The 25,961-nt window shown below is 70.8% G+C and carries 27 protein-coding genes; 17 read left to right on the forward strand and 10 right to left on the reverse strand.

Annotation, left to right across the window (positions count from 1 at the left end; translation table 11 throughout):
* The first annotated feature begins 64 nt into the window (after positions 1-64).
* Positions 65-757, forward strand: a complete 693-nt coding sequence (locus tag A3CQ_RS50900; protein ID WP_040431217.1) for a DivIVA domain-containing protein — start codon at positions 65-67, stop codon at positions 755-757.
* Positions 758-821: 64 nt separating this feature from the next.
* Here the strand turns inward: A3CQ_RS50900 and A3CQ_RS0100470 are convergent, their stop codons facing one another.
* Positions 822-1,940 (reverse strand): hypothetical protein, encoded by a 1,119-nt coding sequence (locus A3CQ_RS0100470; protein ID WP_020508938.1) that lies wholly within the window; start codon positions 1,938-1,940, stop codon positions 822-824.
* Between the two features lie 399 nt (positions 1,941-2,339).
* Here A3CQ_RS0100470 and A3CQ_RS0100475 point away from each other — a divergent pair, with 399 nt between their 5' ends.
* The 8 genes from A3CQ_RS0100475 to A3CQ_RS0100510 all read left to right on the forward strand — a co-directional run bounded on the left by A3CQ_RS0100475 (position 2,340) and on the right by A3CQ_RS0100510 (position 9,769).
* The gene (locus A3CQ_RS0100475) at positions 2,340-3,512 is read left to right on the forward strand and encodes an aldose epimerase family protein (RefSeq protein WP_020508939.1); all 1,173 of its coding nucleotides are present in this window, start codon (positions 2,340-2,342) and stop codon (positions 3,510-3,512) included.
* A complete protein-coding gene (locus A3CQ_RS0100480) occupies positions 3,512-4,642 on the forward strand; it encodes a sugar ABC transporter substrate-binding protein (protein ID WP_020508940.1) in 1,131 nt (376 codons plus the stop codon). The genes A3CQ_RS0100475 and A3CQ_RS0100480 overlap by 1 nt, the downstream gene beginning before the upstream one ends.
* Positions 4,639-5,673: an ABC transporter permease gene (locus tag A3CQ_RS0100485; RefSeq protein WP_020508941.1), complete on the forward strand. Its 1,035-nt coding sequence runs from the start codon at positions 4,639-4,641 to the stop codon at positions 5,671-5,673. The genes A3CQ_RS0100480 and A3CQ_RS0100485 overlap by 4 nt, the downstream gene beginning before the upstream one ends.
* Positions 5,673-6,431, forward strand: a complete 759-nt coding sequence (locus A3CQ_RS0100490) for an ATP-binding cassette domain-containing protein (RefSeq protein ID WP_020508942.1) — start codon at positions 5,673-5,675, stop codon at positions 6,429-6,431. Before A3CQ_RS0100485 ends, A3CQ_RS0100490 begins: the two co-directional genes overlap by 1 nt.
* 53 nt (positions 6,432-6,484) lie before the next feature.
* A complete protein-coding gene (locus A3CQ_RS62430; RefSeq protein WP_020508943.1) occupies positions 6,485-7,252 on the forward strand; it encodes a GNAT family N-acetyltransferase in 768 nt (255 codons plus the stop codon).
* A 97-nt stretch (positions 7,253-7,349) separates the two neighbouring features.
* Positions 7,350-8,393 (forward strand): RNA ligase RtcB family protein, encoded by a 1,044-nt coding sequence (locus A3CQ_RS0100500; RefSeq protein WP_020508944.1) that lies wholly within the window; start codon positions 7,350-7,352, stop codon positions 8,391-8,393.
* Positions 8,390-8,986 carry a peptide chain release factor H gene (gene prfH / locus A3CQ_RS0100505; RefSeq protein WP_020508945.1) on the forward strand — a complete coding sequence of 199 codons (597 nt, stop codon included), beginning with the start codon at positions 8,390-8,392 and terminating at the stop codon, positions 8,984-8,986. Before A3CQ_RS0100500 ends, prfH begins: the two co-directional genes overlap by 4 nt.
* A gap of 9 nt (positions 8,987-8,995) precedes the next feature.
* Complete coding sequence (locus tag A3CQ_RS0100510; protein WP_020508946.1) at positions 8,996-9,769, forward strand: SDR family NAD(P)-dependent oxidoreductase; 774 nt, start codon at positions 8,996-8,998, stop codon at positions 9,767-9,769.
* Here A3CQ_RS0100510 and A3CQ_RS0100515 read toward each other — a convergent pair.
* The 3 genes from A3CQ_RS0100515 to A3CQ_RS0100525 form a co-directional block, all read right to left on the reverse strand.
* Positions 9,766-10,431: a tetratricopeptide repeat protein gene (locus A3CQ_RS0100515; RefSeq protein ID WP_245576958.1), complete on the reverse strand. Its 666-nt coding sequence runs from the start codon at positions 10,429-10,431 to the stop codon at positions 9,766-9,768. The genes A3CQ_RS0100510 and A3CQ_RS0100515 overlap by 4 nt on opposite strands.
* Positions 10,432-10,505: 74 nt before the next feature.
* Positions 10,506-11,240: an SDR family oxidoreductase gene (locus A3CQ_RS0100520; protein ID WP_026205152.1), complete on the reverse strand. Its 735-nt coding sequence runs from the start codon at positions 11,238-11,240 to the stop codon at positions 10,506-10,508.
* Positions 11,241-11,268: 28 nt separating this feature from the next.
* Positions 11,269-12,057, reverse strand: coding sequence for an alpha/beta fold hydrolase (locus A3CQ_RS0100525; protein WP_020508949.1), 789 nt, complete (start codon positions 12,055-12,057; stop codon positions 11,269-11,271).
* Between the two features lie 97 nt (positions 12,058-12,154).
* Between A3CQ_RS0100525 and A3CQ_RS0100530 the strand changes: the two genes are divergently transcribed.
* On the forward strand, positions 12,155-13,000 hold the full coding sequence (locus tag A3CQ_RS0100530; protein WP_020508950.1) for an NAD-dependent epimerase/dehydratase family protein: 846 nt from the start codon (positions 12,155-12,157) through the stop codon (positions 12,998-13,000).
* On the opposite strand, the gene A3CQ_RS0100535 is transcribed toward A3CQ_RS0100530, so the two are convergent.
* Complete coding sequence (locus A3CQ_RS0100535) at positions 12,992-13,975, reverse strand: phosphotransferase (RefSeq protein ID WP_020508951.1); 984 nt, start codon at positions 13,973-13,975, stop codon at positions 12,992-12,994. The two genes, A3CQ_RS0100530 and A3CQ_RS0100535, sit on opposite strands and share 9 nt — an antisense overlap.
* A 52-nt stretch (positions 13,976-14,027) precedes the next feature.
* Between A3CQ_RS0100535 and A3CQ_RS0100540 the strand changes: the two genes are divergently transcribed.
* The 4 genes from A3CQ_RS0100540 to A3CQ_RS50905 all read left to right on the forward strand — a co-directional run bounded on the left by A3CQ_RS0100540 (position 14,028) and on the right by A3CQ_RS50905 (position 18,358).
* Entirely contained in the window at positions 14,028-14,651 is a 624-nt protein-coding gene (locus A3CQ_RS0100540; RefSeq protein ID WP_026205153.1) for an AbfB domain-containing protein, read from the forward strand.
* Positions 14,652-14,764: 113 nt separating this feature from the next.
* Positions 14,765-16,747 carry an endo-1,4-beta-xylanase gene (locus A3CQ_RS0100545; protein WP_020508953.1) on the forward strand — a complete coding sequence of 661 codons (1,983 nt, stop codon included), beginning with the start codon at positions 14,765-14,767 and terminating at the stop codon, positions 16,745-16,747.
* A gap of 16 nt (positions 16,748-16,763) precedes the next feature.
* Entirely contained in the window at positions 16,764-17,279 is a 516-nt protein-coding gene (locus A3CQ_RS0100550) for a carbohydrate-binding protein (RefSeq protein WP_020508954.1), read from the forward strand.
* Between the two features lie 23 nt (positions 17,280-17,302).
* Entirely contained in the window at positions 17,303-18,358 is a 1,056-nt protein-coding gene (locus A3CQ_RS50905) for an NAD(P)/FAD-dependent oxidoreductase (RefSeq protein ID WP_020508955.1), read from the forward strand.
* Here A3CQ_RS50905 and A3CQ_RS0100560 read toward each other — a convergent pair.
* Positions 18,355-19,908: an alpha/beta hydrolase gene (locus tag A3CQ_RS0100560; protein ID WP_157295104.1), complete on the reverse strand. Its 1,554-nt coding sequence runs from the start codon at positions 19,906-19,908 to the stop codon at positions 18,355-18,357. The two genes, A3CQ_RS50905 and A3CQ_RS0100560, sit on opposite strands and share 4 nt — an antisense overlap.
* 93 nt (positions 19,909-20,001) lie before the next feature.
* Between A3CQ_RS0100560 and A3CQ_RS0100565 the strand changes: the two genes are divergently transcribed.
* Positions 20,002-20,967: an MBL fold metallo-hydrolase gene (locus A3CQ_RS0100565; protein ID WP_020508957.1), complete on the forward strand. Its 966-nt coding sequence runs from the start codon at positions 20,002-20,004 to the stop codon at positions 20,965-20,967.
* Between the two features lie 93 nt (positions 20,968-21,060).
* Here the strand turns inward: A3CQ_RS0100565 and A3CQ_RS60370 are convergent, their stop codons facing one another.
* Positions 21,061-21,534: a hypothetical protein gene (locus A3CQ_RS60370; protein ID WP_157295106.1), complete on the reverse strand. Its 474-nt coding sequence runs from the start codon at positions 21,532-21,534 to the stop codon at positions 21,061-21,063.
* A 259-nt stretch (positions 21,535-21,793) separates the two neighbouring features.
* Here A3CQ_RS60370 and A3CQ_RS0100570 point away from each other — a divergent pair, with 259 nt between their 5' ends.
* Complete coding sequence (locus tag A3CQ_RS0100570; RefSeq protein ID WP_157295108.1) at positions 21,794-22,360, forward strand: hypothetical protein; 567 nt, start codon at positions 21,794-21,796, stop codon at positions 22,358-22,360.
* The gene (locus A3CQ_RS0100575) at positions 22,350-22,883 is read left to right on the forward strand and encodes a hypothetical protein (protein ID WP_157295110.1); all 534 of its coding nucleotides are present in this window, start codon (positions 22,350-22,352) and stop codon (positions 22,881-22,883) included. Before A3CQ_RS0100570 ends, A3CQ_RS0100575 begins: the two co-directional genes overlap by 11 nt.
* A gap of 7 nt (positions 22,884-22,890) precedes the next feature.
* On the opposite strand, the gene A3CQ_RS0100580 is transcribed toward A3CQ_RS0100575, so the two are convergent.
* The 3 genes from A3CQ_RS0100580 to A3CQ_RS50910 form a co-directional block, all read right to left on the reverse strand.
* Positions 22,891-23,796: a hypothetical protein gene (locus tag A3CQ_RS0100580; protein ID WP_020508960.1), complete on the reverse strand. Its 906-nt coding sequence runs from the start codon at positions 23,794-23,796 to the stop codon at positions 22,891-22,893.
* Positions 23,797-23,919: 123 nt separating this feature from the next.
* The gene (locus tag A3CQ_RS60375; RefSeq protein WP_020508961.1) at positions 23,920-24,072 is read right to left on the reverse strand and encodes a hypothetical protein; all 153 of its coding nucleotides are present in this window, start codon (positions 24,070-24,072) and stop codon (positions 23,920-23,922) included.
* Between the two features lie 386 nt (positions 24,073-24,458).
* A complete protein-coding gene (locus tag A3CQ_RS50910) occupies positions 24,459-25,541 on the reverse strand; it encodes a hypothetical protein (RefSeq protein WP_020508962.1) in 1,083 nt (360 codons plus the stop codon).
* Positions 25,542-25,961: the final 420 nt, after the last annotated feature.

Raw genomic sequence — 25,961 nt, forward strand, 5'->3', positions numbered from 1 at the left:
TCACAGCCGGGTTGCGTACCATATCTGGCTGCACCACCGGAGACGACGGGAACCAGGGAGCACGATGCCGCTCACTCCAGCAGACATCCACAACGTGGCGTTCAAGAAGCCACCGATCGGAAAGCGTGGATACGACGAGGAGGAAGTCGACGCGTTCCTCGACGAGGTCGAGCAGGAGCTGATCCGCCTGCTCGAGGAGAACGGGTCGCTGCGTGACCGGATGGACCGCGGCGGTGGCGGCGGCATGCCCGGCGGACCGTCCCCGGCGATGGTGATGAGCTCCGAGCTCGCCGACCTCTCCGCCCAGCTCGAGCGCCTGCAGGAGGCCCGCGCCCGGGCCGAGCAGAACGCGCGCAACATGCAGTCCCAGCTGGAGCGGGCCCGGCAGGCCACGCCGTCCGGCTCGTTCGCCCAGGTGGGTGACGACGACCGGAACGCGCGGGTGCTGATGATGGCCCAGCGCACGGCCGACGAGCACATGCGCGACGCCCAGCGGGAGACCGAGGACCTGATCGCCTCGGCCCGCTCGAAGGCCGAGCAGCTCACCAGCGAGGCTCAGCTCAGCGCCGCGACGATCGAGAGCGACGCCCGCCGCAACCACACCGAGGCGATGAGCGCGATCGGCGCCAAGCGGGCCGCCCTGATCGACGAGATCGACCGGCTGGGCCAGCTCGCGCAGAGCTACCACCAGGCCCTGAACAACCACGTCAACCAGCAGCTCCAGGAGCTGAACAGCGCTCCCGACGCGCACGCCTGACCTGGTACACGCGAACGGCCGCCCGGACCCTGAGCCCTGAGGTCCGGACGGCCCGCTTCGTCGGTCAGCCGGCTATCCGGAAGGCGATGTTGCCGGACTGACCCGTGGTGCCGTCGGCCTGGTATCCGACCGCGAACTCGGCGCTCGGACCGGCCTTGGTGATCGCGCAGAGGTACGGCAGGCCCACCCCGCCGGTCACGGTCACCGGGGTCACCGTCCACGTGCTGCCGTTGAAGTGCCCCAGGGCCGGCGCCCCGTTCGCGTCGCCGCCGGTCACCCAGACGTCGCTGTCCGAGCGGGCCGCGACGCTGGTGAGGCTCGACAGCCCCGGCGGCGCCGGTGCGCTGCTCCAGGCCGTGCCGTTCCACCGCAGCACGAACGCCCCGCCGTCCGAGCCGTACCCGACCGCCCACGCGTCGCTCGCCGTCAGCGCCGCTACGTCGTACAGATAGGTGCTGCCGTTGTTGGGGCTCGGCACCTGGGTCCACGTGCCGCCGTCGTAGTGCATGACCAGCGACTGCCGGAACCGGTTGCCGTAGGGCAGGTCGAGCGTGTAGCCGACCGCCCACACGTCGGCCGGGCCGGTGCCGTCGACCGCGGTCACCCAGTTGTTGCGGGTGCCCGGGCTCGGCGTCGGCACCGCGGTCCACTGCGAGCCGTTCCAGTGCATGGCCAGCGTCAGCCGGTGCGACCACGTGCCGCCCTCGCCGACCGCCCAGGCGTCGCTCGCCGAGAAGGCCTTGACGCCGGTGAACGAGGTGTCCGTCCCGGCCGCCCGCGGCACGGTCAGCCGGCTCCACTGCGTGCCGTTCCAGCGCTCGGCCACGGCCGCCGAGTCGTCGCTGGCGGCGCTCGTCCGGCCCACGGCGAACGCGGACGAGGCCGACAGCATGTCCACACCGGCCAGGCCGGCCCAGGTGTTCGTGCCGCCGGCGAGCAGGTCGGGGCTGGCAACGGCGACCCAGCCGACGCCGTTGTACCGCTGGATCATGCCGTTGCCGTTGCCGCCGACCGCCCAGCCGTCGGTCGCCGAGACGGCGGCGACGCCGGTGAACCCGCCGAAGAAGGCCGAGTTGTCGGCCGCCGTCTGCGTGATGGACGAGGCGTACGCGGGCGCCGCGGAGCCGATCACTGCTCCGATGACGATCACCGCGCCCGCCGCCCGATAGGTTGTGCGCTTCACTGCTTCTCCCCCCGGGGACCGAAGTCCGCTCGGGGCGACGGTGTCACGCGGCGCTGGAACGGCGCTGATGCGCCGCTGAAGCGGGTCCGATTTCCGTACAAAACGATTCGGCCTAAAGAAGTCAAGATTGCTGCCCCGAAAAGCGGAAACGCACCTATACCGCAATTCAAGAGATCAACAATTGTTAGCGTTGACATTGCTCAATTGCAAACACTAGCGTCGGCTTCGCGCTTGTGGTTTCGCCCCCTGTCACCGGCCGGTTCCGTCCGACTTCTGGCCACCGGGCGAAACGTTCCTCTCCCCGACTCGGGGGGCCGACTCCCCCTCCCCGTGGTCGCCCTCATTGCACGCTGCCCTGCCACGCGAAAGGCGTGGCGCCGCTGAGAGAGGCGAGGCACGATGCAGAAGATTTCCCTGGGCCGGACCGCTGTCCGGCTCGGCGCGGTGCTGCTCATGGCCGGTGGTCTGGGCGCGGTCGCCGCGTCCAGCTCGTACGCCGGTGGGCCCGCGACCATCACGAAGGCGCCGTTCGGCACAACGGCCGGCGGTGAGGCCGTCGATGTCTACACGCTCACCAACAACGGCATCAAGGTCAAAATCCTCACGTACGGCGGCACTCTCCAGTCGATCGAGATGCCGGACAAGCACGGCAAGATCGCGAATGTCGCTCTGGGTTTCAACAATCTCGCCGATTACGAGGCGAAGAGCCCGTACTTCGGCTGCCTGATCGGCCGGTACGGCAACCGGATCGCCCTGGGCACGTTCACCCTGGACGGCGTCACCTACCACCTGCCGATCAACAACGACCCGAACAGCCTGCACGGCGGGACCATCGGGTTCGACAAGCACGTGTGGGCGGCCACCCCGATCCGCAGCCGGAACGCCGTGGCGCTCAAGCTCCAGCTGACCAGCCCCGACGGCGACCAGGGCTACCCGGGCACGCTGAAGGTCACGGTGACCTACACGCTCACCCATGACCACGGCATCCGGATGGACTACCTGGCCACCACGGACAAGGCGACGGTAGTCAACCTCACCAACCACAACTACTGGAACCTGGCCGGCGAGGGCACCAGCACGATCGACACCACGAAACTGCAGCTCAACGCCAGCAAGTACACCCCGGTCGACCCGACGCTGATTCCGACCGGCGCCATCGACCCGGTGGCCGGCACCCCGATGGACTTCCGCAGGGCCACGGCCATCGGCGCCCGTAACCGCGACGGCTTCCCACAGCTCGTGATCGGCCGCGGCTACGACCACAACTGGGTGCTCGACCGTCGCGACCCGACGTTCCGCAAGCTGGAGCTCGCCGCGAAGGCGACCGACCCGGCGAGCGGGCGGCAGCTGACGATCTACACGACCGAACCGGGAATCCAGTTCTACGGTGGCAACTTCCTGGACGGCACGCTGGTCGGCACCAGCGGGAACATGTACCGGCAGGGCGACGGGTTCGCCCTGGAGACCCAGCACTTCCCGGACTCGCCCAACCACGCGAACTTCCCGTCGACGGTGCTGCGTCCCGGCCAGACGTACCGGACCACCACCATCTACCAGCTCGGCGTGGCGTGATGAACGATCTGCCACGGGTCGTCGAAGAGGCGGCCGCCGCACTTGATCCACGCGGGGTTTCCCGCCGCCGGCTACTCGCCGGCACCGGCCTGGCCAGCGCGTCGCTCGCGGCAACGGGGCTACTCTCCGCGTGCAGCCAGGACAAGACCAACACGAGCTCGGACGCGATCGGGAACTTCCCGAAGACGCCGAACTGGAAATTCGTCTTCGTCAACCACGTCACCACCAACCCGTTCTTCACCCCGACCCAGTACGGCGCCGAGGACGCGTGCAAGCTGCTCGGCGTCTCGTACCAGTGGACGGGGTCGCAGAACTCGGTGGTGGCCGAGATGGTCAACGCCACCAACACGGCGATCAGCGGCAAGGCCGACGGTCTCGCGATCGCGGTGGTCGACAAGTCGGCGTTCAAGGCGCCGGTCGACCAGGCCCTGGACGCCGGTATCCCGGTGGTGTCGTACAACGCCGACGGCGCGCGCGACGATCCGGGCACCAACCGGCTCACGTACATCGGTCAGGGTCTCTACGATTCCGGGTACGCGCTCGGGCAGCGCGCCCTGACCGCGGTGCAGTCCGGCGACGTGGTCGGCTTCATCGCCACGCCGGGGCAGCTGAACATCCAGCCCCGGATCGACGGCGCGGCGCAGGCGTTCAAGGACGCCGGCGGCGCGGTGAAGTTCACCTCGGTGGCGACCAACGCCGACGTCACCAAGGGCCTGTCCATCATCGACGCGTACGCGCAGGGGCACGCCGGCCTGGCCGGGATGCTCGCCGTCGACGCGGGCTCGACACAGTCCGTCGGCCAGACGGTCAAGAAGTACAACATGCGCAGCAAGGGCCTGAAGGTGGCCGGGGGCTTCGACCTGATCCCGGAGACGCTCGCCGCGATCAAGGCCGGCGACCTCGACTACACCATCGACCAGCAGCCGTACCTGCAGGGCTTCCTGCCGGTGCTCTACCTCTACCTGTTCAAGATCTCCGGCGGCCTCATCTCGCCGCCGCAGACCAACACGGGCCTGTTGTTCGTGACGAAGGACAACGTCGCCACGTACCAGACCACCCAGACCCGGTACGAGGGTTCGTCGACCGAGGTGAAACTGGTCGAACGCTCCGGTCCGATCGCGCACACATGACCGGGACCCTTCCGAGGCAGCAGGAGACGCCGGCCCAGCGCGACCGGCGTCTCCTGACGCTGCTGCGAACCGGCGGCACCGTGCTCGTACGGTGGCGCGAGGCGAGCGTGCTCATCGTCGCCATCGCCATGGCGATCTACTTCCGGGCGGCCAACGACGTCTTCCTCACCCACGACAACCTGCGCAACATCGCGCAGGCGACGGCGCCGGCCGCGATCGTCGCGGTCGGCATCGTGATGCTGCTGGTCTCCGGTGAGATCGACCTGTCGGTCGGGGTCGTCGCGGCGCTCGCGCCGTTCCTCGTGCACTACGCCATCGACAACTACGGCATCCCGGTGATCCCGGCGTTCCTCATCGCGTTCGCGATCTCCGCGCTGATCGGGTTCTGCAACGGCTTCATCGTCACCAAGTTCAAGGTGCCGTCGCTGGTGGCCACGCTGGGCTCGTACTACCTGCTGCTCGGCATCCTGCTGACCACCTCGCACGCGTACCCGGCGCAGATCCCCGAGGCGGCGCAGGGCCGTATCCAATCGATCTTCGGCGCGGCCGACTGGTCGTCGCTGATCTGGTGCCTCGGCGTGGTCGCGTTCTATCACATCGTGCTCACCCGTACGCGGTGGGGCCTGCACACGATCTCGGTGGGCGGCAACCTGATCGGGGCCACCGAGGCCGGCATCCGGGTCAACCGGATCAAGATCGGGAACTTCATGATGGCGTCCATGCTCGGCGCGCTGGCCGGCATCCTGGAGGCCTTCCGGATCAACAGCATCGACCCGAACATCGGCGGCGGCACGGCGCTGGTCTTCACCGCGATCTCGGCCGCGGTCATCGGCGGCACGGCTCTGGCCGGCGGCTCGGGCACGGTGATCGGGGCGCTGCTCGGCGCGCTGATCCTGGCCGAGCTGCAGAACGGCTTCAACCTGATCGGGATCAGCGCGAACCCGTTCAACATCATCCTGGGCAGCGCGATCCTGCTGTCGATGATCGCCAATCAGTACCTGTCGCGGCTGCGGCGGACGGGAGGCGGGTGATGGACGTCCTCGTCGCCGAGCACGTCGCGAAACGGTTCGGCGCGCTGACCGCGCTGCGGGACGTGAACCTGCGCCTCGAGAAGGGCGAGGTGCTCGGGCTGATCGGCGACAACGGCGCCGGCAAGTCCACCCTCATCAAGGTCATCTGCGGCTTCCACCAGCCCGACTCCGGGCGCCTGGTGGTGAACGGCCAGGAGGTGACTCTGCGCAGCGTCGACCACGCGCGGTCGCTCGGCATCGACACCGTCTACCAGGGACTCGCGCTGATCAACGAGCTCTCCGTCTACCACAACATGTTCCTCAACCGGGAGCTGCGGGTCGGGCCGCTGCTGAACAACCGGGCGATGCGCCGGCTGGCCCGGGCGCACCTCGAGGACATGGGCGTGAACATCCCGAACGTGAACTCGGAGGTGGCCAAGCTCTCCGGCGGGCAGCGGCAGGCGGTCGCGGTGGCCCGCGCCGTCTACTCGGACGCGAAGATCCTGCTGCTCGACGAGCCCCTCGCCGCGATGGGCGCGAAGGAGGGCACCCTGATCCTCGACCTGATCCGCGACCTCAAGGCCCGCGGCGAGGTGTCGGTGATCATCATCGCCCACAACTACGCCCAGGTCCTCGACGTCTGCGATCGCGTCAACCTGCTCCAGCACGGCACGATCACCTTCGACAAGCCCACCGCCGACGTCTCCCTCGACGAGCTCACCGAACTGGTCGTCGCCGAGTACCGGGCCCGCCGCACCCGCGGAAACGGCGGGGGTTGATTCGGGCGCCTTCGTTTGGCACCGTCAGGAGGCCACGACGTCAGGGGGCGCCCATGACCACTCGAGACCTCGCCCGGCGGACGGCCGCCGACCTGTCCGCCCTGCTCGCGGCCGACAGCCGGGCCGGACACGCGTGGCAGCAGCGGATGTGGCAGATCGTCGCGTGCCTGTGCGCGGACGCGTCCGACGAGGAGGCGCTGCGGACGGCCCGGGTGCGCTTCGAGGGCCTCTACGCCGCCGGCCGCGACTTCGGCGACTTCCATCTGTGGCGGACCGACCCGCAGGAACGGGCCGCCGTCAACGAGCGGCTGGCCGCGCTCACCGGGCGGCTGCGCGACCTGCTGCACATGCCGCCGGTGACGCTGCGACGGGCCCGGCACGCCGACGCCGGCCGGGTCGCGGCGATCTGGCTGGCCGGGTGGCGCGACGGGCATCTGGGCAACGTGCCCGACGAGTTGGTCGCCGCGCGCACGCCGGAGACGTTCCGCTCGCGGGCCGAGGCGCGGGTGGCCGACACGACGGTGGCCGAGGTCGGCGGGGTGGTCGGCGGCTTCATCATGGTGGCCCGCGACGAGGTCGAGCAGGTCTACGTGGACGCCGCCTTCCGGGGCGACGGCGTGGCCGACTCGCTGCTGGCCGAGGCGGAACGGCTCGTGGCGGCCGACGGGCACCCGGCGGCGTGGCTGGCGGTCGTGCCGGGCAACGCCCGGGCGCGGCGGTTCTACGAGCGCGCCGGCTGGGTGGACGACGGCGGTTTCGACTACGTGGCGGCGTCGGTGCCGGTGCCGTGCCGCCGTTACGTGAAGCAGCTCAAGCCGTAAATCGATTGTCCCGGCCCACCGTTTCCGCGACCCTTCTTGTCATGACGCGCTGAGGACACTTTCCCGCCCTTTCTCCCTTTCGTAAGGAAAGACTGTCTTGTCCTCAGTCAGGATCTTCGCGTCCCCGTCCAGCTGGATCGAGTCCGGCGCCGTCGACCAGTGTCACCAGGTCGCCGCCCTCGACGGCATGCTGCACGTCGCCGGCATGCCCGACCTGCACCCCGGCAAGGGCGCCCCGATCGGCGCCGCCATGACCTCCACCGTGCTCTACCCGTTCCTGGTCGGCTCCGACATCGGCTGCGGCATCGCCGTCTTCCCGATCGGCCTCAAGCGGCCGGTCCCCGAGAAGCTGGCGGCCCGCTTTCCCGACCTCGACGAGCCGGTCGGCGCGGACAGCCTCGGCACGGTCGGGCGCGGCAACCACTTCGTCGAGCTGGCCCGGGTCGACGCCGTGCTCGACGCCGCACACGCGGCCCGGCTCGGTCTGTCCACCGGCTCGCTGGTGTTGATCGTCCACAGTGGCTCGCGGGGCCTCGGCGAGCGCATCCTCCGCCGGCACACCGAGGTCCACGGCGCCGGTCCCGCCCCCGATCCCGTTTCCTACCTTCAAGACCACGACCATGCCGTACGGTGGGGAGCCCTCAACCGCCGCACGATGGCCGAGCGCGTGGCGCGGGCCCTGGGCGCCGAGCTCGGTGACGCCCTGGTCGACGAGTCGCACAACCTCGTCACGTACGCGGACGGGGTCTATCTCCACCGCAAGGGCGCGGCCCGCGGTGACGGGCGCGACGTGCTGATCGCCGGCACCCGGGGCACCCGCTCGTTCCTGGTCGCCGCGCACGCCGGCCCCGAGGCGAACCACTCGGTCGCGCACGGCGCCGGCCGCAAGATGTCCCGCGCCGACGCCCTGCGCCGCGGCAAGGCCAAGCACACGGTCGACGAGCTGCGCCGCACCCCGGTCGGCTCCTATGTGGTCTGCGGCGACCGGCAGCTGCTGTTCGAGGAGGCCCCGACCGCGTACAAGCGCATCGAGCAGGTCATCGGCGACCTCACCGCGCACGAGCTGGCGACTCCGGTCGTCTCCACACTCCCCCTGGTCACCTACAAGACCGCCGCCCACCCCGCGGCCCGCCGCCGATGACCATCCACCTGCTGCTGTCCGCCGGCCGCGGCCCGGCCGAGTGCGCGTGGGCCGTGGCCCGGCTGACCGCCCGGCTCGAGGCCGACGCCGGCCGCCACGGCGTCGAGGTCACCCGGGTCGCCTCGGTCGCCGGCGAGCGGCCCGGCACGTTCCGCTCGGCGCTGCTGCGGATCGCCGCCGACGAGTTCGCCGCGACGTGGACCGGCACCCTCTGCTGGCAGGGCGCGAGCCCCTACCGCCGAGGCCACGGCCGTAAGAACTGGTACGTGATCGCGCGGCCGTGCGAGATCGGCGGCCCGGTCACCCCGTTCTCCGAGTCCGATGTGGAGGTCGTGGCCGTGCGCACCGGCGGCCCGGGCGGCCAGCACCGCAACAAAGCGAGCACCGCGGCCCGCGCCACCCACCGCCCGTCCGGCATCGTCGTGGTCGCCGACTCCGAGCGCCAGTTCACCCTCAACCGCGCCGCGGCGATGCGTCTCATCCGCGACCGCCTGGCGCGGGGCGACGAGGACGCCGCGCGGGCTCGTCTGACCGCGAGGTGGCAGATCCACGACGACCTGATCCGCGGCGATCCGGTCCGCGTCGAGCGCTAGTCTCCCCACGTGGACCTTGCGGGGAAGACGGTCGTGCTGACGGGCGCGACCAGCGGGATCGGCCTGGCCACCGCCCGGCTCCTGGCCGACCGGGTGGGCCTGCTGATCGTGCAGGGGCCGGAGAAAGCGGCCGAGGTGCGCGACCGGCTGCCGGCCGGGGTGGTCTACCTGCGGGCCGACTACTCGGAGCTGGCGGCCGTGGCCCGGCTGGCCGGCGACATGCGGGCCGAGGCCGGCGCCGTCGACCTGCTGATCAACAACGCGGCCCGGCCCGGGCCGCCGGCGCGCACCCTGACCGGCGACGGACACGAGATCACTTTCCAGACCAACTACCTGGCGCCGGTCCTGCTGACCGCGCTGCTCGGCGAGCCGCCGCGCGTCGTGAACGTCGCGTCGGCCACGCACCTGTCCGCGACCCTGCACCTCGACGACGTCGACCTGGCCCGGCACCGCTACGCGCCGGACGTGGCGTATGCCCATTCCAAGCTCGCGCTGGTGACCGAGACGTGCCGGCTGGCCGCGACGCTGACCCCGCCGGCCGCCGCGGTGAGCATGCACCCCGGCATCATCAGCACGGCCCTGCTGCACGCGATGTTCTCGATCGGCGGCGACTCCCCCGCCCGCGCGGCCGAGAACCTCCGCTACGTGGCGACCCGCGACGGCGACAACGGCACGTACTACGACGAGCGGGAGCCCGCCGACCCGAACCCGCAGGCCACCGATCCCCGCACGCAGCAGCGGCTGTACGAGCTGACCCGGGCCGCCCTGTCCGGGCTGCTCTAGGCGACCTCGGCCGCGAACGCCTCGCGTGGTGTCAGGGTATGGCCGTAGGCGTACTCGGCGGCGAAGGTGGCCTCGCCCAGCGCCTCCCGAGCGGCGGTCCGGGCCACCGTGAGCTCGGCGGCGTCGTCGGGGTCGGGCACCTGGCCGAGCGCCTCGAAGGCGGCGTCGGTGACCCCGGTCAGGCGGGCCGCGCGGTGCAGGTCGCCCTCGGTGGCGGCGAGCGCGGCGCCGGCCACGCACACGTACGGGACGAAGCCCTCCCAGCCCCGGCGGAACACCTCCTCGCGGCCCGCGGCGAACAGGTCGCGGGCGTGCGCGACGTTCCCCAGCCGCAGCTCGCAGAAGGCCAGGTTGTGGTACTCGCTGTTGACCGTCTCGTCGTTGCCGAGCGATTCGTTGAGCGCGATGCTCGCCCGGTACAGGTCGCGGGCGCGGGACAGGTCGCCGGACAGCCGGGCCACCGCGGCCAGCACGTGCCGGGGCCGCTCCTCCAGCGCCCGGTCGCCGGAGCGCACGGCGGCCTCCAGCGCCTCGCCGGCCAGGCTCTCCCCCGAGGCCAGGTCGCCCCCGCGGATCGACACCCGGGCCAGGCTGTAGAGGGCGTCGACCTCGCCGGCCCGGTCACCCGTCGCGCGGGCGCGGACGAGCTCCTCCTGGCTCATTCGCACCACCGCGTCGCTGTCGCCGCGCCGGAACGCGGCCCGTAGCCGGTCGCCGAACACGGGCTCGTGCGGGCTCAGATCGCGCCGCCGTTCACGTACAGCACCTGACCGTTCACCCAGCGGCCCGGACCGGCCAGGAACGCGACGGTCTCGGCGATGTCGCCCGGCTGCGCGAGCCGCTCCAGCGGCGGCTCGGCGGCGATCCGGGCGATCAGCTCGTCGGACTTGCCGTCCAGGAACATGTCGGTGGCGGTCGGGCCGGGCGCCACCGTGTTCACCGTGACGTCGCGGCCGCGCAGCTCCCGGGCCAGGATCAGGGTCATCGCCTCGACCGCGCCCTTGCTCGCCCCGTACGCGGCGTATCCGGGCCGGGCGAAGCGGGTGATGGAGCTGGAGAAGTTGACGATCGCGCCGCCGGCCCGCACCCGCCGCACCGCCAGCTGGTCGACCACGAACGTTCCCCGCACGTTGGTCCGTAGCACCCGGTCGAGCACGGCCAGGTCGAGGTCGGCGAGCGGGGAGAGCGGCATGATCCCGGCGCAGTGCACGACCACGTCGACGCCGCCGAAGCGCTCCTCCGCCTGGTCGAAGACAGCCTGCATGGCGACCTCGTCGGCCACGTCGCCCTGGACGGCGAGGACCTGGGCGCCGGTCGCGGTCAGCTCGGCGACGGCCGAGTCCGCGGCCGCCTTGTCGCCGGCATAGTCGATCACGACGGCCAGTCCGTCCCGGGCCAGACGCTCCGCCACCTCACGGCCGATGCCCCGGGAACCGCCGGTCACGATCGCCACTCTGCTGGGAGTGCTCATCCTCGTACCCCCTCAATGAGTTCCTCGGTTACGACTCCTTCAGGAACTCGAGCGTAACCACGGGCAGCAGCGGCGAGGTGCCCATGCTGTAGTGCGTCACGCCGGGCAGGATCGCCAGCGCGTGACCGCCCTTGGGCCGGTTCTCGCCCTGCCAGCCGCCGTCGCGCAGGCCGCCGTCGAGGAGCTTGAAGACCTCGGTGAAGTGGCTGACCGGCCACATGTCGGCGTCGCCCGCCACGATCATCGTGGGCACGCTCAGCGCGCGGACCTGCTCGGTGTAGTCGAAGTCCTTGGCCATCGACTGGCCGATCTTGTCGAGCAGCTTGGGGAAGTCCTCGGGGTGGGGCGCGACCCGGTTGTACAGCTCCCACATCGGGGTCTCCTTCATGAACTCGGCCGCGGCCGCGCCCACCTGGCCCTGCTGCTCGAGGATCTCCGGGTAGGTGGCGTCGCGGCTGATGCCGGCCGACACCGCGACGAGGCGGCCGACCTTCTCCGGGTGGTTGAAGGCGACCTGCATGGCGACCCCGGCGCCGAGCGAGTACCCCACCAGGTCCGGCCGGTCGAGCCCCAGGTGGTCGATGAGCGCCGCGATGTCGTCGCCCATCAGCCGTACGTCGAGGGGACGGTCGATGTCGGCGGTGCGGCCGTGCCCCTGCAGATCGGGGACGATGACCTGCCGGGAGGCGGCGAGCGCGTCGAGGTTCGGCCCGAACATCTCGCCCGAGCCGAGGCCGCCGTGCAAAAGGACCAATGGTCGGCCGGTGCCGTGGATCTCGTAGTAGAGGTTCATACCGTTGACGTCCGCGTAGCTCATGTCTCTCTCCTCACATCATTGTTGCCGGTACAGACCGGCCCGCGGCCCGGAACTCATCGCTAGGCTTTCCCGGGGTTCCAGGCACACAGGAGGCATCATGCGGATCGCGGTCACCGGGGGCACCGGGAAGCTCGGCCGGGCCGTCGTCGCGTCGCTGCGCGAGGACGGCGACGAGGTGATCAACCTGGATGCGGCCGCCGAACGGCCTGACATTCGGATCGATCTGACCGACTATGGCCAGACCATTGAAGCCCTCACCGCGATCGACGACCGGTACGACCACATCGACGCGGTGGTGCACCTCGCGGCCATCCCGGCGCCGGGCATCACGGGCAACGCGGCCACCTTCCACAACAACATCACCGCGACGTACAACGTCTTCGCCGCCGCCAAGGCCGCCGGCATCACGAACGTGGTGTGGGCGTCCAGCGAGACGGTCCTCGGTCTGCCGTTCGAGACGCCGCCGCCGTACATCCCGGTGGACGAGGAGTATCCGGCCCGGCCGGAGTCCCGGTACTCGCTGGCCAAGCACCTCGAGGAGACGATGGCGGCGCAGTTCTGCCGCTGGAACCCGTCGCTCAAGATGATCGGGCTGCGCTTCTCGAACGTCATGGAGCTGGCCGACTACGCGGCGTTCCCGTCGTTCGACGCCGACCCGCATCTGCGGAAGTGGAACCTCTGGGGATACATCGACGCCCGCGACGGCGCCCAGGCGGTGCGGCGCGCCCTCGACTACCAGGCCACCGGCGTGGAGATCTTCATCATCGCGAACGCGGACACGGTGATGAGCCGCTCGTCGGCCAGCCTCGCCGCCGCCGTCTACCCCGGCGTCGAGGTGCGCAAGGATCTCGGGGAGCACGAGACGCTCCTGTCCATCGACAAGGCGCGGCGGCTGCTCGGGTACTCGCCACGTTACAGCTGGCGGGACGAGATCTCAGGCTAGCGCGAGGGCCTCGTTGAGATTGTGCTCGGCGATCGCGGCCATGAAGGCGCGGTCCGGGAAGTCGCCGTCGAGCAGGCGCAACGGGCCGGCGGTCAGCGAGAGGCGCTGGGCCAGCAGGTAGAACGCCAGCCGGGCCTCGTCGAGACCGCCGGTCGCCACCCGGTGGTACTCGTCGCCGAGCCGGATGCGCAGGAACACGTGCTCCCACTCGACGTCGAAGTACATGAGGTTCTCGATGTCGATGAGCACCGGGTTTCCGGCCGGGTCGACGAGGACGTGGTCGAGGCCCAGCTCGCCGTGCACCACGGAGAACTCGTCGCGCGGCCGGATCGCGGCGTGGAGGTCGTGCAGGCGCCGCTCGAGGCGGTCGCGCCGGTCCGCGATGCGCCGGTCACGGGCGGCCGCCTCGGCCAGGCAGCGCAGCGCGAAGTCGAGGACCGCCCCCTCGCAGGTCGGGTGCCGTGAGCGTCCGCCATTTTCGATCAAGACCACTTTCCCGTACGCCCCGGAGCGGTGTTCCCGCATCCGGGCCAGGTCGCCGGCGAGGCGGTCGATGACGGGCCGGGCGGCCTCCGGGTCGCGGTGCAGCCGCTTCTCGAGGTTCTCGCCCGGGAAGTCCTCGAGGACGACCAGCTCGGCCGGGTAGTGGGTGCGGGTGCGGTCGCTCAGGTGGATCCGCGGGACGCGCAGGCCGAGAGCGGCGAGGCGGGCGTGGGCGGCCTCGTAGCAGTCGATGCCGCTGGCGGGCGAGAAGGGGTCGCGGTCGTCGTTGTCGTTGCCGGCCGCGGGCCAGTAGTTCTCGGACTCGTCCCACAGGTAGGCGATGGCGGTGGTGCCGTCGTCAATGGTCAGACGGTAGACGCCTTTGCGGCTGCCGCCGGCGAGCCGGTCCACTCCGGCCAGCGTGCGCCCCCGGCCCAGCGCGGCCCGGGCCACCCCGGCCAGGTCGTCACGGGTGACTTGCCTGGGCGCCATCTGGTGCCTGCCTTTCACCGGGGCCACCGCCGACGTGCGACGATACCGGCCGATGCCTGACTCTGCCGAGAATCCGCTGTGGCGCGCCGCGCGGGCCGTGGGGACGCATCCGCTCGCCGCTCTCGTCACGGTGGCGGCGCTGGGGCTCGGAATCGCCCTCATCGTCGTCGGGTGGACCGTCTCGGTGCCCGATGCCGTCGGCGGGCCGCGGCCTCGGCCGCCGTACGGCGCGTCTCCCCCGGCCGGATCGTTCCCGATGCCGGGCGTGGGATCCGTCTCGCTGGAATCGGCCGACGCACACGGGCGGTTTCTCGGCGTGTCCGGGGACTCCGCGGCGCTGGTCGCGGTCGGCCCGGGGAGCCCGGAGCCGGAGCGGCGGCTGGCGACATTCACCGTCCTGCCCGGGCTGGCCGACTCGGAGTGTTTCTCGTTCCGGGCCTCGGACGGACGCTTCCTGCGGCGGTCGGCCTCGCGGCTGCGGGTCGGCGATGCGGACGCCGGCGATCCGTTCCGGCTGGATGCGACCTTCTGTGTCCGGGGTGGGGCCGCGCCGCGGTCGGTAGCACTGGAGTCCCTCGGGGAACGCGGCTCGTTCGTGCGGCACACCGGCGACCAGATCGTTCTCGGCCCGCTCGACACGAACGGATCGTTTCTGGTGCGGCGGCCACTCTTCTGATCGGTCCCGGCGCTTGAAACATTCCGGACACGCCGTTGTGATGGGAGCGCTCCCATGTAACGATGAGCGTCACTTTCTCATCCGCGTACCCCTGCCCCCGAAGGAGCCCGCAGATGCGCGCTCTCGCGCGGCTGGCCGTGACGACCGTCCTGGTCGCGGCCCCCATCGCCGCTGTAACCGTCACCACGGTCGCCAGCGCGGCCGACGACCCCGCGCCCATCACGGTCGTCACCAGCACCTTCGAGGACGGCACCGTCCAGGGCTGGACGGGCCGCAACGCCGAGACCCTCGCGAACAGCACGACCGTCGCGCACGGCGGCACGCACAGCCTCTCGGTCACCGGGCGCACGGCCACCTGGAACGGGCCCTCGCTCGACGTCCTCGGCACGTTCGTGAAGGGCACCTCGTACACGATCTCGGCCTGGGTCCGGATGGCCGACGGCTCCGACAACGCCCGGATCAGCGTCGAGCGCCGCAGCGGGGACACGGCCTCCTACGACACGGTGGTCGGCAACACCGCGGTCACCAACGGCAACTGGGTCAACCTGGTCGGGCACTACACGCTCGCCGCCGACGTCGATTTCCTGCACGTGTACGTGGAGACCGCGTCCACGACCGGATCGCTCTATCTCGACGACGTGGCGATCAGCTATGTGCCGGCGCTGCCGATCCAGACCGATATCCCGTCGGTGAAGGACGTCGTCACCAACTTCCCGGTCGGCGCGGCGATCACCGGGGCCGAGACCGTGACCCTGCACGGCGACCTGCTCGCCAAGCACTTCAACTCGGTCACGCCCGGCAACGCGCTCAAGTGGGACGCGACCGAGCCGACCGAGAACACGTTCACGTACACCCAGGCCGATCCGCTCATCGCGTTCGCGAAGGCGCACAACATGAAGGTGCGCGGGCACACCCTGGTGTGGCACAACCAGACGCCGTCGTGGGTGTTCACCCGGGCCGACGGCACCACGATGACCGGCACGGCCGACGACAAGACGCTCCTGCTGTCCCGCTTGTCCAACCATATTCGCAACGTGGCCGCCCACTACGGCACGACGATCGGCACCTGGGACGTGGTCAACGAGGTGATCGACGAGTCGCAGTCCGACGGGATGCGCCGCAGCACCTGGTACAACGTGACCGGGCTCGACTACATCCGTACGGCGTTCCGCGTGGCCCGCGAGGTGGCGCCGACCGCGAAGCTGTGCATCAACGACTACAACACCAACGTGGCCGCCAAGCGGGACGCGCTGTACAACCTGGTGGCTTCGTTGAAGGCCGAGGGCGTGCCGATCGACTGCGTCGGGCACCAGATGCACATCAACGTGAGCTGGCCGTCGATCGGCGACACCGAGGCGATGATCCAGAAGTTCGTCCCGCTCGGCGTCGAGCAGCAGATCACCGAGATGGACGTCAGCATCTACACCAACAGCGGCGAAAACTTCCCGACGCCGCCCGCGGACCGCCTGCTGCAGCAGGCGTACGTGTACCGCGACATGTTCGCGCTGTTCCGCAAGTACGCCAGCGCGATCACCTCGGTGACGCTGTGGGGCCTGGCCGACGACAACACCTGGCTGGACACCTATCCGGTGTCGCGCAAGGACGCGCCGCTGCTGTTCGACACCCGGCTGCAGGCGAAGTCGGCGTACTGGGGCGTGGTCGACCCCACCAAGATCAGCACGACGTCCCCGACCACCTCGCCGACCACCACCACGTCGCCGACCACGTCCCCCACCACCACGACCTCGCCGACAACGTCCCCGACCTCCGGGACGACCTCCTGCTCGGTCACCTACCGGGTCACCGGAAGCTGGCCCGGCGGCTTCCAGGGCGACGTGAAGATCGCCAACGCCGGACCCGCCGCGATCAGCGGCTGGAAGCTGGCCTGGTCGTTCACCGGCGGCCAGACCATCGCCCAGCTGTGGAACGGCTCGGTGTCGCAGAGCGGCGCCGCGGTCACCGTCACCAACGCCTCCTGGAACGGCTCGATCGCCGCGGGCGGATCCCAGTCCTTCGGCTTCCTCGGCGGCTGGACCGGCAGCAATCCGGTCCCGGCCGCCTTCACCCTGAACGGCACGGCCTGCACAGTCCTCTGAGCGAAGGAAACCGGTCATGCTCATCCGATCCCTGTCCGCCATCGCCGGCGCCGCCCTGCTCACCCTGATCGCGGCGGCGCCGGCCTCGGCCGCGAGCGCCACCCGCCCGTTCGCGTCGCTGATCGAGGCCGAGAGCTTCGACGCCACCCACGGCATCCGGGTCCTCGCCGACCCCGCCGCCTCCGGCGGCCATGCCGTCGCCTTCTCCGCCGGCGACTGGATCCGCTTCGACAGCATCGACTTCGGCACGTACGGCCAGGCCAGCGGTTACGCCACGTGGCGCTCCTGCGCCACCGGCCCGGGCACGATCGAGCTGCGCGCCGACAGCCCGGCCGCCACCCCGTTCCTCACGCTCTACCCGGCCGGCGGCGGCTGCACCCAGTGGTACCAGTCGAGCCTGCGCCTGGGCCTGGCCACCACCCCGACCGGCGTGCACGCCCTCTACATGAGCGCCAGCTCGGACACACCCTGCGAGTTCTACCGCTTCGACAGCCTCCAGCTGATCAAGCAGACCTCCCCGCCGATCCCGTGACCGCGCGGGACGCACAATGAGCCATGGAGATCGAAGCTGACGTCGCTGTCATCGGCGCCGGGATGGCCGGCGTGTCGGTGGCCTACGAGCTCGCGGCCACGGCGTCTGTGGTGGTGCTGGAGCAGGAGAACCAGCCCGCTTACCACACCACCGGACGCTCGGCGGCCATGTTCCTGGAGAGCTACGGCAGTCCGCAGGTACGCCGCCTGACGACCGACTCGCGCCCCGACTTCGACACCGCCGGGGATCTGCTGTTCCCCCGGCCGATGCTCTGGGTCGCGCCGCCGGCCCAGGTCGCCAAGCTCGCGGCCATGGAGACGGCGCAGCCCACGCTGGTCCCGGTCCGGCCCGAGGAGCTCTGCCCGGTGCTGCGCCCCGGCTGGTGCGCGGAGGCCCTGCTCGAGCCGGACGCGCTGGAGATCGACGTGCTCGGGCTGCACCAGCACTACCTGGGCGGCGCCCGCCGGCGCGGAACTCGGATCGTGCTCCAGGCGGCGGTCGGCTCGGGCCGGCACGAGGGCGGCCACTGGCGGCTGGAGACCACCGCCGGCCCGGTCACGGCGGCCGCCGTGGTGAACGCGGCCGGCGCGTGGGCCGACCGGGTGGCCGCGAGCCTCGGTGTGCCGCCGATCGGGCTGCGGCCGATGCGGCGTACCGCGGCGGTGGCCCGCGCGACCGGAGTCGACCGGAACTGGCCGATCGTGGCCGATGTCGGCGAGACGTTCTACTTCCGTCCCGAGGGCGTCGGCGTGCTGGTGTCACCGGCCGACGAGACGCCGAGCGAGCCGTGCGACGCGCGTCCGCTCGACGAGGACGTGGCGCTCGCGATCGAACGGGTCAACGAGGCGACCGTTCTCGGCCTTCGCTCGGTGCAGACCGCGTGGGCGGGGCTGCGCACGTTCGCGTCCGACCGGGAGCCGGTGGCCGGCGCCGACCCGGCCGCGCCCGGCCTGTTCTGGCTAGCCGGGCAGGGCGGGTACGGAATTCAGATCGCGCCCGCGCTGGCCCGGGTCGCGGCGGCCGCGGTGACCGGCACCGAGGTGCCGGCCACCCTGTCGGTCGCCCGTTTCCGTATCTAGGCCGCCGGGAACGGCGCGAGATCCTGCTGGCAGTGGGTACCGGCGGGCGGGAGCGCGCCGTCGATCAGGTAGCGCGAGTACCAGCCGGTGATGCACGCGCTGTACCGGGTGGTGTGCCCGAACCCGTCCAGCGTGAGCAGCCGGGCGTTGCCCAGCTCCCGGGTCATGCGCAGGGCGAAGTCGTACCGGGTCGCCGGGTCGTGGGTCGGGTTGACCACGAGCACGGTCTGCGCCGTCCGCCGGTTCCACGGGCCGTGGTACCGCTCGGTGGTCGCCGGCCAGTTCGCGCAGGCGACCTCGCTGAACGCCTCGGCCCGGCCGAACGTCGGGCTGGCCGCCTCGAACGCGTCGGCGATGCCCGGGTACAGCGCGGGATTGCGGGGCAGCGGCGCGTCCGCGCAGTTCACGGCCAGCCCCGCGTCGTTGCCGTTGTAGGAGTAGGCGTCCGGCGACCAGCCGGGACGGGCCTTGGCCTTCGGCAGCGAGTGAGCGGCCAGGGTCGACGGCGTGACGCCGCCGAAAATCGCGTCGTACGCGAACTGCAGCGTGGCCGCCGTGTCCGGCCAGTCGGCGACGTTGTACATGCTGCCGGAGATGAAGTCGGTCAGGTCGTCGATCGTCACCGTGCCCAGCTCGGGCAGCGTGGCCGGGCCCTGCCGCAGCCGGTCGCGGAGCCGGTCGAACTTGGTCCGGGCGTCGCCGGTGAACGCGCAGGTCGCCACGGCCTTGTCACATTCGCGCAGGAACGCGTCCAGAACGATCTCAAAGCCGCCCGCTCGCTCGAACTTGTTCGCGAGCCGGTGGTTGGTGCGCTGATCGGGGTCGACATTTCCATCGATGATCACGGCCCGGACCCGGGACGGGAACAGGTTCGCGTACGTGGCGCCGATCAGTGTCCCGTACGAGTAACCGATGTAGGAGAGCTTGGCGTCACCGACTGCCTGGCGCAACCGATCGAGGTCCTTGGCGACGTTCAGCGTGCTCATGTGTGCCAGCAGCGGCCCGGCGTTCTTCACACACCCCTTCGTGTACGCGAGGTTGGCGCCGATCGTGCTGGAGATCTCGGCCCGGGAGAGCGGCACGATCCGCATCCGCGCGTAGAGGGCCTCGGCCTCGGCGTCGGTCGCGAAGCACTGGACGGGATCGCTCGCCCCGATGCCACGCGGATCGAATCCGACCAGATCGAACCGGGCGAGCACGTCGGGCGCCACGATCTCGCCCGCCACCGTGACCATGCCCCGGCCCGGTCCGCCCGGCCCGCCCGGGTTCACGAAGATGGTGCCGATCTTGTGGGCCGGGTCGTCGGCCGGCCGCCGGGCGAGAGCGATCGTGGTCGTGGCGCCGTGCGGCTTGTCGTAGTCGAGCGGCACCTCGGTGGTGGCGCAGTCGAATCCGAGCAGCCCCTCCTCGGTGCACTCCGCCCAGCGAACCGTGCCGGCGGTGGGCGCGGCCGCGGCCGACCCGGGCACGGCGAGAGCGGCGGCGAGCAGGGCGAGAGCGGCGCCCGCCCGCACGGAGATCCGGCGGTGGAGTGGAGTCACGACGGTCATGTACTCGTCCTTCCGGTCGGAGGCAGTACCGGCCACCATGCTTCCACGTATCGAAATTCATTGTTGTCCTGCGCCCGGGCGTAGGCTCGTGACGTGCAGCAGATCAGCCTCGCGCCGGTCGACGGCGTGCACATCACGACGCTCATGGACAACTCGTCGGACGCGTTGCTGCCCGACGAGGGACTCGTGCGACGGTTCGGGCTCGCGGGGACGGCCGCGCCGCTGCCGGTGATCCCGGCCGAGCTCGCCGAAGAGAAGCAGAACTTCGATTTCCTACGCGCGGAGCACGGGTTCTCGGCGATGGTGGAGGTCGCCGGCCGACGCATCCTGTTCGACGCCGGGATCACCGCCGAGGGCGTGGCCGGCAATCTCGACCGGCTCGCGATCCGGCCGGAGACGTTCGAGTCGATCGTCTTCAGCCACGGACACTTCGATCACGTCATGGGGCTCAACGGCCTGGCCGCCCGCCTCGGCCCCACCCACCTGCCGATCCTCCTGCACCCGGATTTCTGGCTGCGCCGCCGCTTCGTCTCGCCGGACCGCACGCTCGAGCTCCCCACGCCGAGCCGCTCCGCGATCGAGGGCGCCGGCTTCACGGTCATCGAGGGCCGCCAGCCCTCCTTCCTGCTCGACAGCGCCATCCTGGTCACCGGCGAGGTCGACCGCACGACCCCGTTCGAGACCGGCATGGACGGCCACGAGGCGTTCCGCGACGGTGCCTGGCAGCCCGACCGCGCCATCCACGACGACCAGGCGGTGGTCCTGCACGTCCGTGACAAGGGCCTGGTCATCCTGACCGGTTGCGGCCACTCGGGCATCATCAACATCATCCGGTACGCGAAGCGCCTCACCGGCGTCGACCGCCTCTACGCCGTCCTGGGCGGCCTCCACCTGCGCGACGGCGCGGTGGTCTCGGAGACGGTCGCCGCCCTCGCCGAGGAGGCGCCCGCGGTCCTGGTCCCGGCCCACTGCACGTCCTGGAAGGCCCAGCACGCCCTCGCGGCGGCACTGCCCGGCGCCTTCCGCCCGAACGCCGTCGGAAGCCGCTTCGAGCTCTGACGCGGCCACTGCACCAGCCCGGGAGCGACCCCCGGACCCCACGGTGCGTGAAGTGCAGCAACCGATCCAACCGAACCGCCGCGACTCGATCGGTCACGGGTCTCGATGGCGGCGATCTGAGTGACCTGCGGAATTTACTGCCAGGTCTCCCTTGAACAGCTCAATCACCGCTAGCCGAGCGCGATTCACGTCCTCTATTTTGGCTAGAATCTTTTCCTTTTCCGTCTGCGACAAGCTCGCCGCCTTCGCCAACTCTTCGTGGGTTTTTACAACTGTTTCCGTAAGTTCGGAAACGGGTCCGGAAACCGCCTTGGCCGAAAGGATTTGAATCTCGGCCGTGGCAGCACGAAGGTTGCCGTGCTCCCTAGGAGCCAACACACCCGCCTCGGCCTCTGCGAAGCTAGCGCTGATTGATCTCACGTACTGGGCGTATGCGATGCGCTTATGGTCGCTGAGCAAGTCCTCTTTGTTCCACCGGCGTTTACGCCATTCCCGAAATTCTTGGAGCGCGCCACCAACAACAACTCCCAGCAGTGTTCCGATCACTCCTACGGCAGCGGAGTTCATCTTCGGCCTCTCGGTGCGATGGTGCCCCCTCCATACGATGCTAGAGGGAGCCGGCGTGGCGGACGGAGCCGGACAAACACTGCACACAATCGAACTGGTCGTAGCCCCTGCAGGCCGTCTGGCCTCGCATCCGGCTCGATCCGACCGAGTCGCCCTGACTCGATCGGTCAAGGTCACCCGGCGTTGCCGGCTATCCCTGTCGTCGCATTGCGGGCGGTCGATAGCGTGAGCGCGTGCCGTTGAGCATTCGGGAGCGCACATGACCGCTCAGCCCGCCGCCCCACCGCGATCCCGGTCCCGCACCCGGGTGCGCCGCGTCCTCGCCGTTCTCGTCACGCTCGCGATCGCCCTGGGTGGCGGGCTCACCTACTGCTCGGCCGACTGGAAGAGCTCGGTCTTCAGCTTCGATCTCCCCGGCGGCGACTACCGGGTGCGGCTCACCGGCTCGGGCGGCAGCGAGTGCGCGCGGCTGGAGCGGGAGACGAACTTCGACGAGTTCACCCGCTGGCGGACGGCCGGCAAGGACTGCGCCTGGCCCAAGGTCGCGGGCGGCGACGGGTGGCTCGCCGGCGGCCAGGCCGTGCAGGTCGTCGCCGACCGGGGCGGGACGACGAAGGACTGGATCCTCTTCGGGATCGTCCCGGCCGCGGCAACCAAGGTCGTGCTCACGCTCGCCGGCGGGAAACCGCAGTCCGCGCCGATCAAGCCGGCCGGCGGCGGAGCCAACCGGATCTACGCCCTGCACGTTCCCGGCGCGGGCGATCACGCCGAGGTGGTCGCGATCGATCTGCTCGACGCCCGGGGCGGTGAGGTCCGTGTCTATTAGGCGCGTTTCCGTGGCGGCGGCGGTCGTTCTGCTCGCGGTGGCCGGGTGTGACCGGCTGGACGGGATGTTCCAGCAGCGCAGCAACCCGCGGCTGCTGGCGAGCGGCGCCATCGGCGAGACCCGCTGGTCGGTGGTCCAGATCCACGACAAGGACTACGGCGACTGCCTCGAGCTGCGCAGCCGTGGCGTGCCCGTCGAGCACACCTGCACGCCGTCGAGCATGCTCGGCCAGTTCACTATCGGCGTGACCGTACTGAACGGAACGGGTCAGCCACTCGTCTTCGGCCTCCTGCCGACGGGCACCACGCGCGCGGAGGTCCCGCTCGACGGCGGTACGGCCCTCCGCCCCATCCCCGGCCGGAAGATGACCGGGGTCGAGGTGCAGAAGAACGGCGACCTGCGTTTCGTCGCCGAGCCGGCGCCGCCCGAGCGCACCACGGCCTCGAGCGGCGCCTGGAAGGACGGCGCGACGGTGAACGTGACCGCGTACGACGAACAAGACAAGCCGATCGCACCGAACTGACACGCGGTCAGAGGCGAGCGGTGGAGATCGTGCCGACGGCGGCCGCGGTCGTCACGTCGTACCTCTCCTTGGCGGCCTTCCACGCGGTGGGCGTGAGCGTCGTGCGGGGTTTGACCTTTCGAATGGTCTTACCGTCGACGACGGCGATCTGGGCGCCGCCGGTGAGCCGCAGGCGCACCGGAATCGCGCCGACGGTGGCCAGTCTCAGCTCGCTCACCGGCCCGGTCACGGTGACCTTCGCGGTGCCCTTCGGCCGGGGCAGCATCAGTGCGGCGCGCGCCGAGCCGCCGAGCAGTTCGACGCCGGCCAGGCCGCCCGCACGCATGTCGATGTCCTGATCGGAGGAGGCGGACCGCAGGCGTACCGTCCAGGACACTCGCGAGCTCAGCCTGATCTCCGCTCCGATCCTGGCCAGTTCGAGCCTCGGCCCGCGTGGCGAGTTCGTGACCCGGGGCGTCGCGCCCACGCCGATTCCCACGATGCTGTAGAGCTGGCCGCGCAGGTCGGCGCTCACGATGTGCAGCACCGGCGCCTCGCCGGTCACCTCGAAGACCAGCGCCTTCGCAGTCCCGAGCGGCGCGGTCAACGGCTGGACGGGCGCCGGGGCGGACGGGCTCTGCGGCGGCGGCACGACGGCGGCCTGGGCGCTCGAGCCGCGGGAGACCGGCTGGAACGCCTCGGCCTGACCGAGCACGACGCCGATCGTCAGCGCCACGAGAACCGCGGTGAAAGCCCACAGCTTCCACGGCTGGCGCGGCGCCGGCTCGTACACGATGACCGCCCGCCCGGCGACGCGCTGCGGGACCGTCGGGAGCGTCTTCAGCTTCTGGGTGGGCTCGTCGACGACAGGCGGAGGCACGACCAGGTCCGGCGGCACTTCGGGCCCGGTGCGGGAGAGGAGTCTGTCGAGCATCGTGGGCACCCCTTTCCCGGGGTGATACGGCTCGCGGACGCCAACGGATCGATGAACATCGGTGCAATTCCCGCGGCCCGGCGCCGGGCGGTTCGGTGCCCGGCGCCGGATCGGCGTAGGGCGTCAGCGGGCCAGGTCGGCCAGCTCGCGCTCCTCCGCCTCGGTCAGCGGGAGAACCACGTCGGCGGCCAGGTCGTCGCCGGGGTGGAAGCACGCGTTTACCGGCTTCGGTCGGGGGCCGGCGGCCTCGGGGGCGTGGTCGGTCGGGGTGGTCATCGCTGTCTCCTTTTGTTCGAGAGAAGTCAGGCCGACGGCGAGCCGGGGCGTTCTCCCCAACTCAGTTGATCAAGCCACGGGGGGCCAACTCTCGCAGCAGGCGTCCACAGGTGTCAATGAAACGGCGGCACCGGGAGTGACTCGGCACGAGTAGGCAAGTCGATCACGGATAGTCACAGGTGGCGCACAGCGGAACCGGATGGACGGTCGACACCCCGCCGACGGTCGGCCACTCATGATCAACTGCCCGGACGAGGAGCGGCGCCCCCAAGCGGGGATAACGTCGCCCGATGACGTCCCGCCCGGTGGAGAACCACACGACTTGATCCCCGGCGGCGCCGTGTCCCCGGACGTGCGGGGCCGAGGACACGGCGCCGCGATTCTTCTCAGTCGCGGTGGCGCCACCAGCGGCGCTTCTTCTTCGGCGGCTCGGGCGCCGCCTCCTCGCCCTCCGCGTCGTCCTCCTCGGCCCGCGCGATCGCCTCGGCCGCCGCGGCCCGGTCGTCCGCGGTGCAGCCGGGCGTGACCAGCATGAGCCGGGCCAGCGACTCCTCGATCGTCACCAGCCGGGGCGCCGCCATCGCCGCGTCGAGCCGGGCCCGCACCAGCGCCCGTACCTCGTGCCGCTGCTCGGGCTCCCGAAAGGCGACCGTGACCAGCGCGAACAATGCCGCGTCCGACACCCAGTCCTCGACGCCGAAGGCGAGGTCCATGAGCACCTCGCGCCGCGTCGAGACCAGCCACGGCTCGTCGGCCGCGTGGTGCAGGATGCCGAGGCACACCCAGGGCTGCATGAGCCGGTACCAGTAGGTCGGCGTGGTCGTCGCCAGGTGCCGCCAGCGCGGGGTGTCGGGCGCCTCCGGCAGGTGCGAGAGCATGCCGAGCAGGTCGTCGAGTGGCAGCTTGCCCAGCGGCGCCGCCTGCAGATATCCCGACAAGAGCGAAGGCCACGGCTCCGCCGCAACTTCATGCAGCACCCGTACGGCCTCGGGGGCCGGCGCCGGAACGGAGGGCACCGGGTTCTCCCCGTCATACCGCCAGACGGAGTAGCGAACCGGACGCACCGGCGTACGGATGTCGGGCCGCGGGAAATCGGCGACGCCAACCTCGACGGGACCGGCGACCCGCCGGCACGCGGTCATCGCACTGGGCGGCTCGGCCGCGGAGAGCCCCAGGCCCGTGATCTCGATGTCCTCGCCCTGCGCCCGCCGCCGGCCGACCTCGTTGGCGACGTTGGCGATCGCCTCGGTCGGCATCGGCACCCAGTTGAGCCAGGGCCGCTGCTGCCCGGCCAGCGCGAAGATCACGTCGGTCATCTGGCAGGGGTGTGGGTCGTCTTCGATCGCGACCAGGTCGGCGGCGTCGCCTTCGGCCCGGAACCGGATGGCGTGGCGCGCCGCGTCGCTGTGCGGGAACTGCGGATCATCGGCCAGGCGCCTCAGGTCGGCGTCTATGTCGTCCGAAAACACGCCGGGGAGCCTAGCTCATCAAGATCCCCATGCCTGTCCCCTCGCCGATCGAACGTTAAGACCTGGGGCGCTGCCCCAGACCCCGGCCGCGCCCGGAGATCAGCCCTGGCGGTTCGGTTGCGGTGGGTGGGGTCCGTCTGGGCGGCGTTCGCCGCAATTCTCAACCCCTTGGCCAGGTGCGCCGTGCGGCCGGTTGCACTCGGCGTGGCGGCAGCTTGCGCGGGATCCAACCGCCGCGCCACGCCTACCGCATTTGCCGCATACCGGCCATCTCGACGGGCCGCACTCGCCGCAACCACGCAGACCCACGCCATGGCCGCATCGGACTGGTTGGGCGGGCGGCGATGGGACGGGTGGCTCGTGGTGGGGAGATCTCCGGCCGGCAAAGCGGTGGCGCGGGTCGCCGATGCTTCAAGATCG

Source organism: Paractinoplanes globisporus DSM 43857, assembly GCF_000379645.1.
In the GTDB taxonomy this organism is placed as follows: domain Bacteria; phylum Actinomycetota; class Actinomycetes; order Mycobacteriales; family Micromonosporaceae; genus Actinoplanes; species Actinoplanes globisporus.

What these genes read in the sequence shown, in the direction of transcription:
- A3CQ_RS50900 (WP_040431217.1), top strand. Translation starts at nt 65, where the DNA reads ATGCCGCTCACTCCAGCAGACATCCACAACGTGGCGTTCAAGAAGCCA.
- A3CQ_RS0100475 (WP_020508939.1), top strand. Translation starts at nt 2,340, where the DNA reads ATGCAGAAGATTTCCCTGGGCCGGACCGCTGTCCGGCTCGGCGCGGTG.
- A3CQ_RS0100480 (WP_020508940.1), top strand. Translation starts at nt 3,512, where the DNA reads ATGAACGATCTGCCACGGGTCGTCGAAGAGGCGGCCGCCGCACTTGAT.
- A3CQ_RS0100485 (WP_020508941.1), top strand. Translation starts at nt 4,639, where the DNA reads ATGACCGGGACCCTTCCGAGGCAGCAGGAGACGCCGGCCCAGCGCGAC.
- A3CQ_RS0100490 (WP_020508942.1), top strand. Translation starts at nt 5,673, where the DNA reads ATGGACGTCCTCGTCGCCGAGCACGTCGCGAAACGGTTCGGCGCGCTG.
- A3CQ_RS62430 (WP_020508943.1), top strand. Translation starts at nt 6,485, where the DNA reads ATGACCACTCGAGACCTCGCCCGGCGGACGGCCGCCGACCTGTCCGCC.
- prfH (WP_020508945.1), top strand. Translation starts at nt 8,390, where the DNA reads ATGACCATCCACCTGCTGCTGTCCGCCGGCCGCGGCCCGGCCGAGTGC.
- A3CQ_RS0100515 (WP_245576958.1), bottom strand. Translation starts at nt 10,431, where the DNA reads ATGAGCCAGGAGGAGCTCGTCCGCGCCCGCGCGACGGGTGACCGGGCC.
- A3CQ_RS0100520 (WP_026205152.1), bottom strand. Translation starts at nt 11,240, where the DNA reads ATGAGCACTCCCAGCAGAGTGGCGATCGTGACCGGCGGTTCCCGGGGC.
- A3CQ_RS0100525 (WP_020508949.1), bottom strand. Translation starts at nt 12,057, where the DNA reads ATGAGCTACGCGGACGTCAACGGTATGAACCTCTACTACGAGATCCAC.
- A3CQ_RS0100530 (WP_020508950.1), top strand. Translation starts at nt 12,155, where the DNA reads ATGCGGATCGCGGTCACCGGGGGCACCGGGAAGCTCGGCCGGGCCGTC.
- A3CQ_RS0100535 (WP_020508951.1), bottom strand. Translation starts at nt 13,975, where the DNA reads ATGGCGCCCAGGCAAGTCACCCGTGACGACCTGGCCGGGGTGGCCCGG.
- A3CQ_RS0100540 (WP_026205153.1), top strand. Translation starts at nt 14,028, where the DNA reads ATGCCTGACTCTGCCGAGAATCCGCTGTGGCGCGCCGCGCGGGCCGTG.
- A3CQ_RS0100545 (WP_020508953.1), top strand. Translation starts at nt 14,765, where the DNA reads ATGCGCGCTCTCGCGCGGCTGGCCGTGACGACCGTCCTGGTCGCGGCC.
- A3CQ_RS0100550 (WP_020508954.1), top strand. Translation starts at nt 16,764, where the DNA reads ATGCTCATCCGATCCCTGTCCGCCATCGCCGGCGCCGCCCTGCTCACC.
- A3CQ_RS50905 (WP_020508955.1), top strand. Translation starts at nt 17,303, where the DNA reads ATGGAGATCGAAGCTGACGTCGCTGTCATCGGCGCCGGGATGGCCGGC.
- A3CQ_RS0100560 (WP_157295104.1), bottom strand. Translation starts at nt 19,908, where the DNA reads ATGACCGTCGTGACTCCACTCCACCGCCGGATCTCCGTGCGGGCGGGC.
- A3CQ_RS60370 (WP_157295106.1), bottom strand. Translation starts at nt 21,534, where the DNA reads ATGAACTCCGCTGCCGTAGGAGTGATCGGAACACTGCTGGGAGTTGTT.
- A3CQ_RS0100570 (WP_157295108.1), top strand. Translation starts at nt 21,794, where the DNA reads ATGACCGCTCAGCCCGCCGCCCCACCGCGATCCCGGTCCCGCACCCGG.
- A3CQ_RS0100580 (WP_020508960.1), bottom strand. Translation starts at nt 23,796, where the DNA reads ATGCTCGACAGACTCCTCTCCCGCACCGGGCCCGAAGTGCCGCCGGAC.
- A3CQ_RS60375 (WP_020508961.1), bottom strand. Translation starts at nt 24,072, where the DNA reads ATGACCACCCCGACCGACCACGCCCCCGAGGCCGCCGGCCCCCGACCG.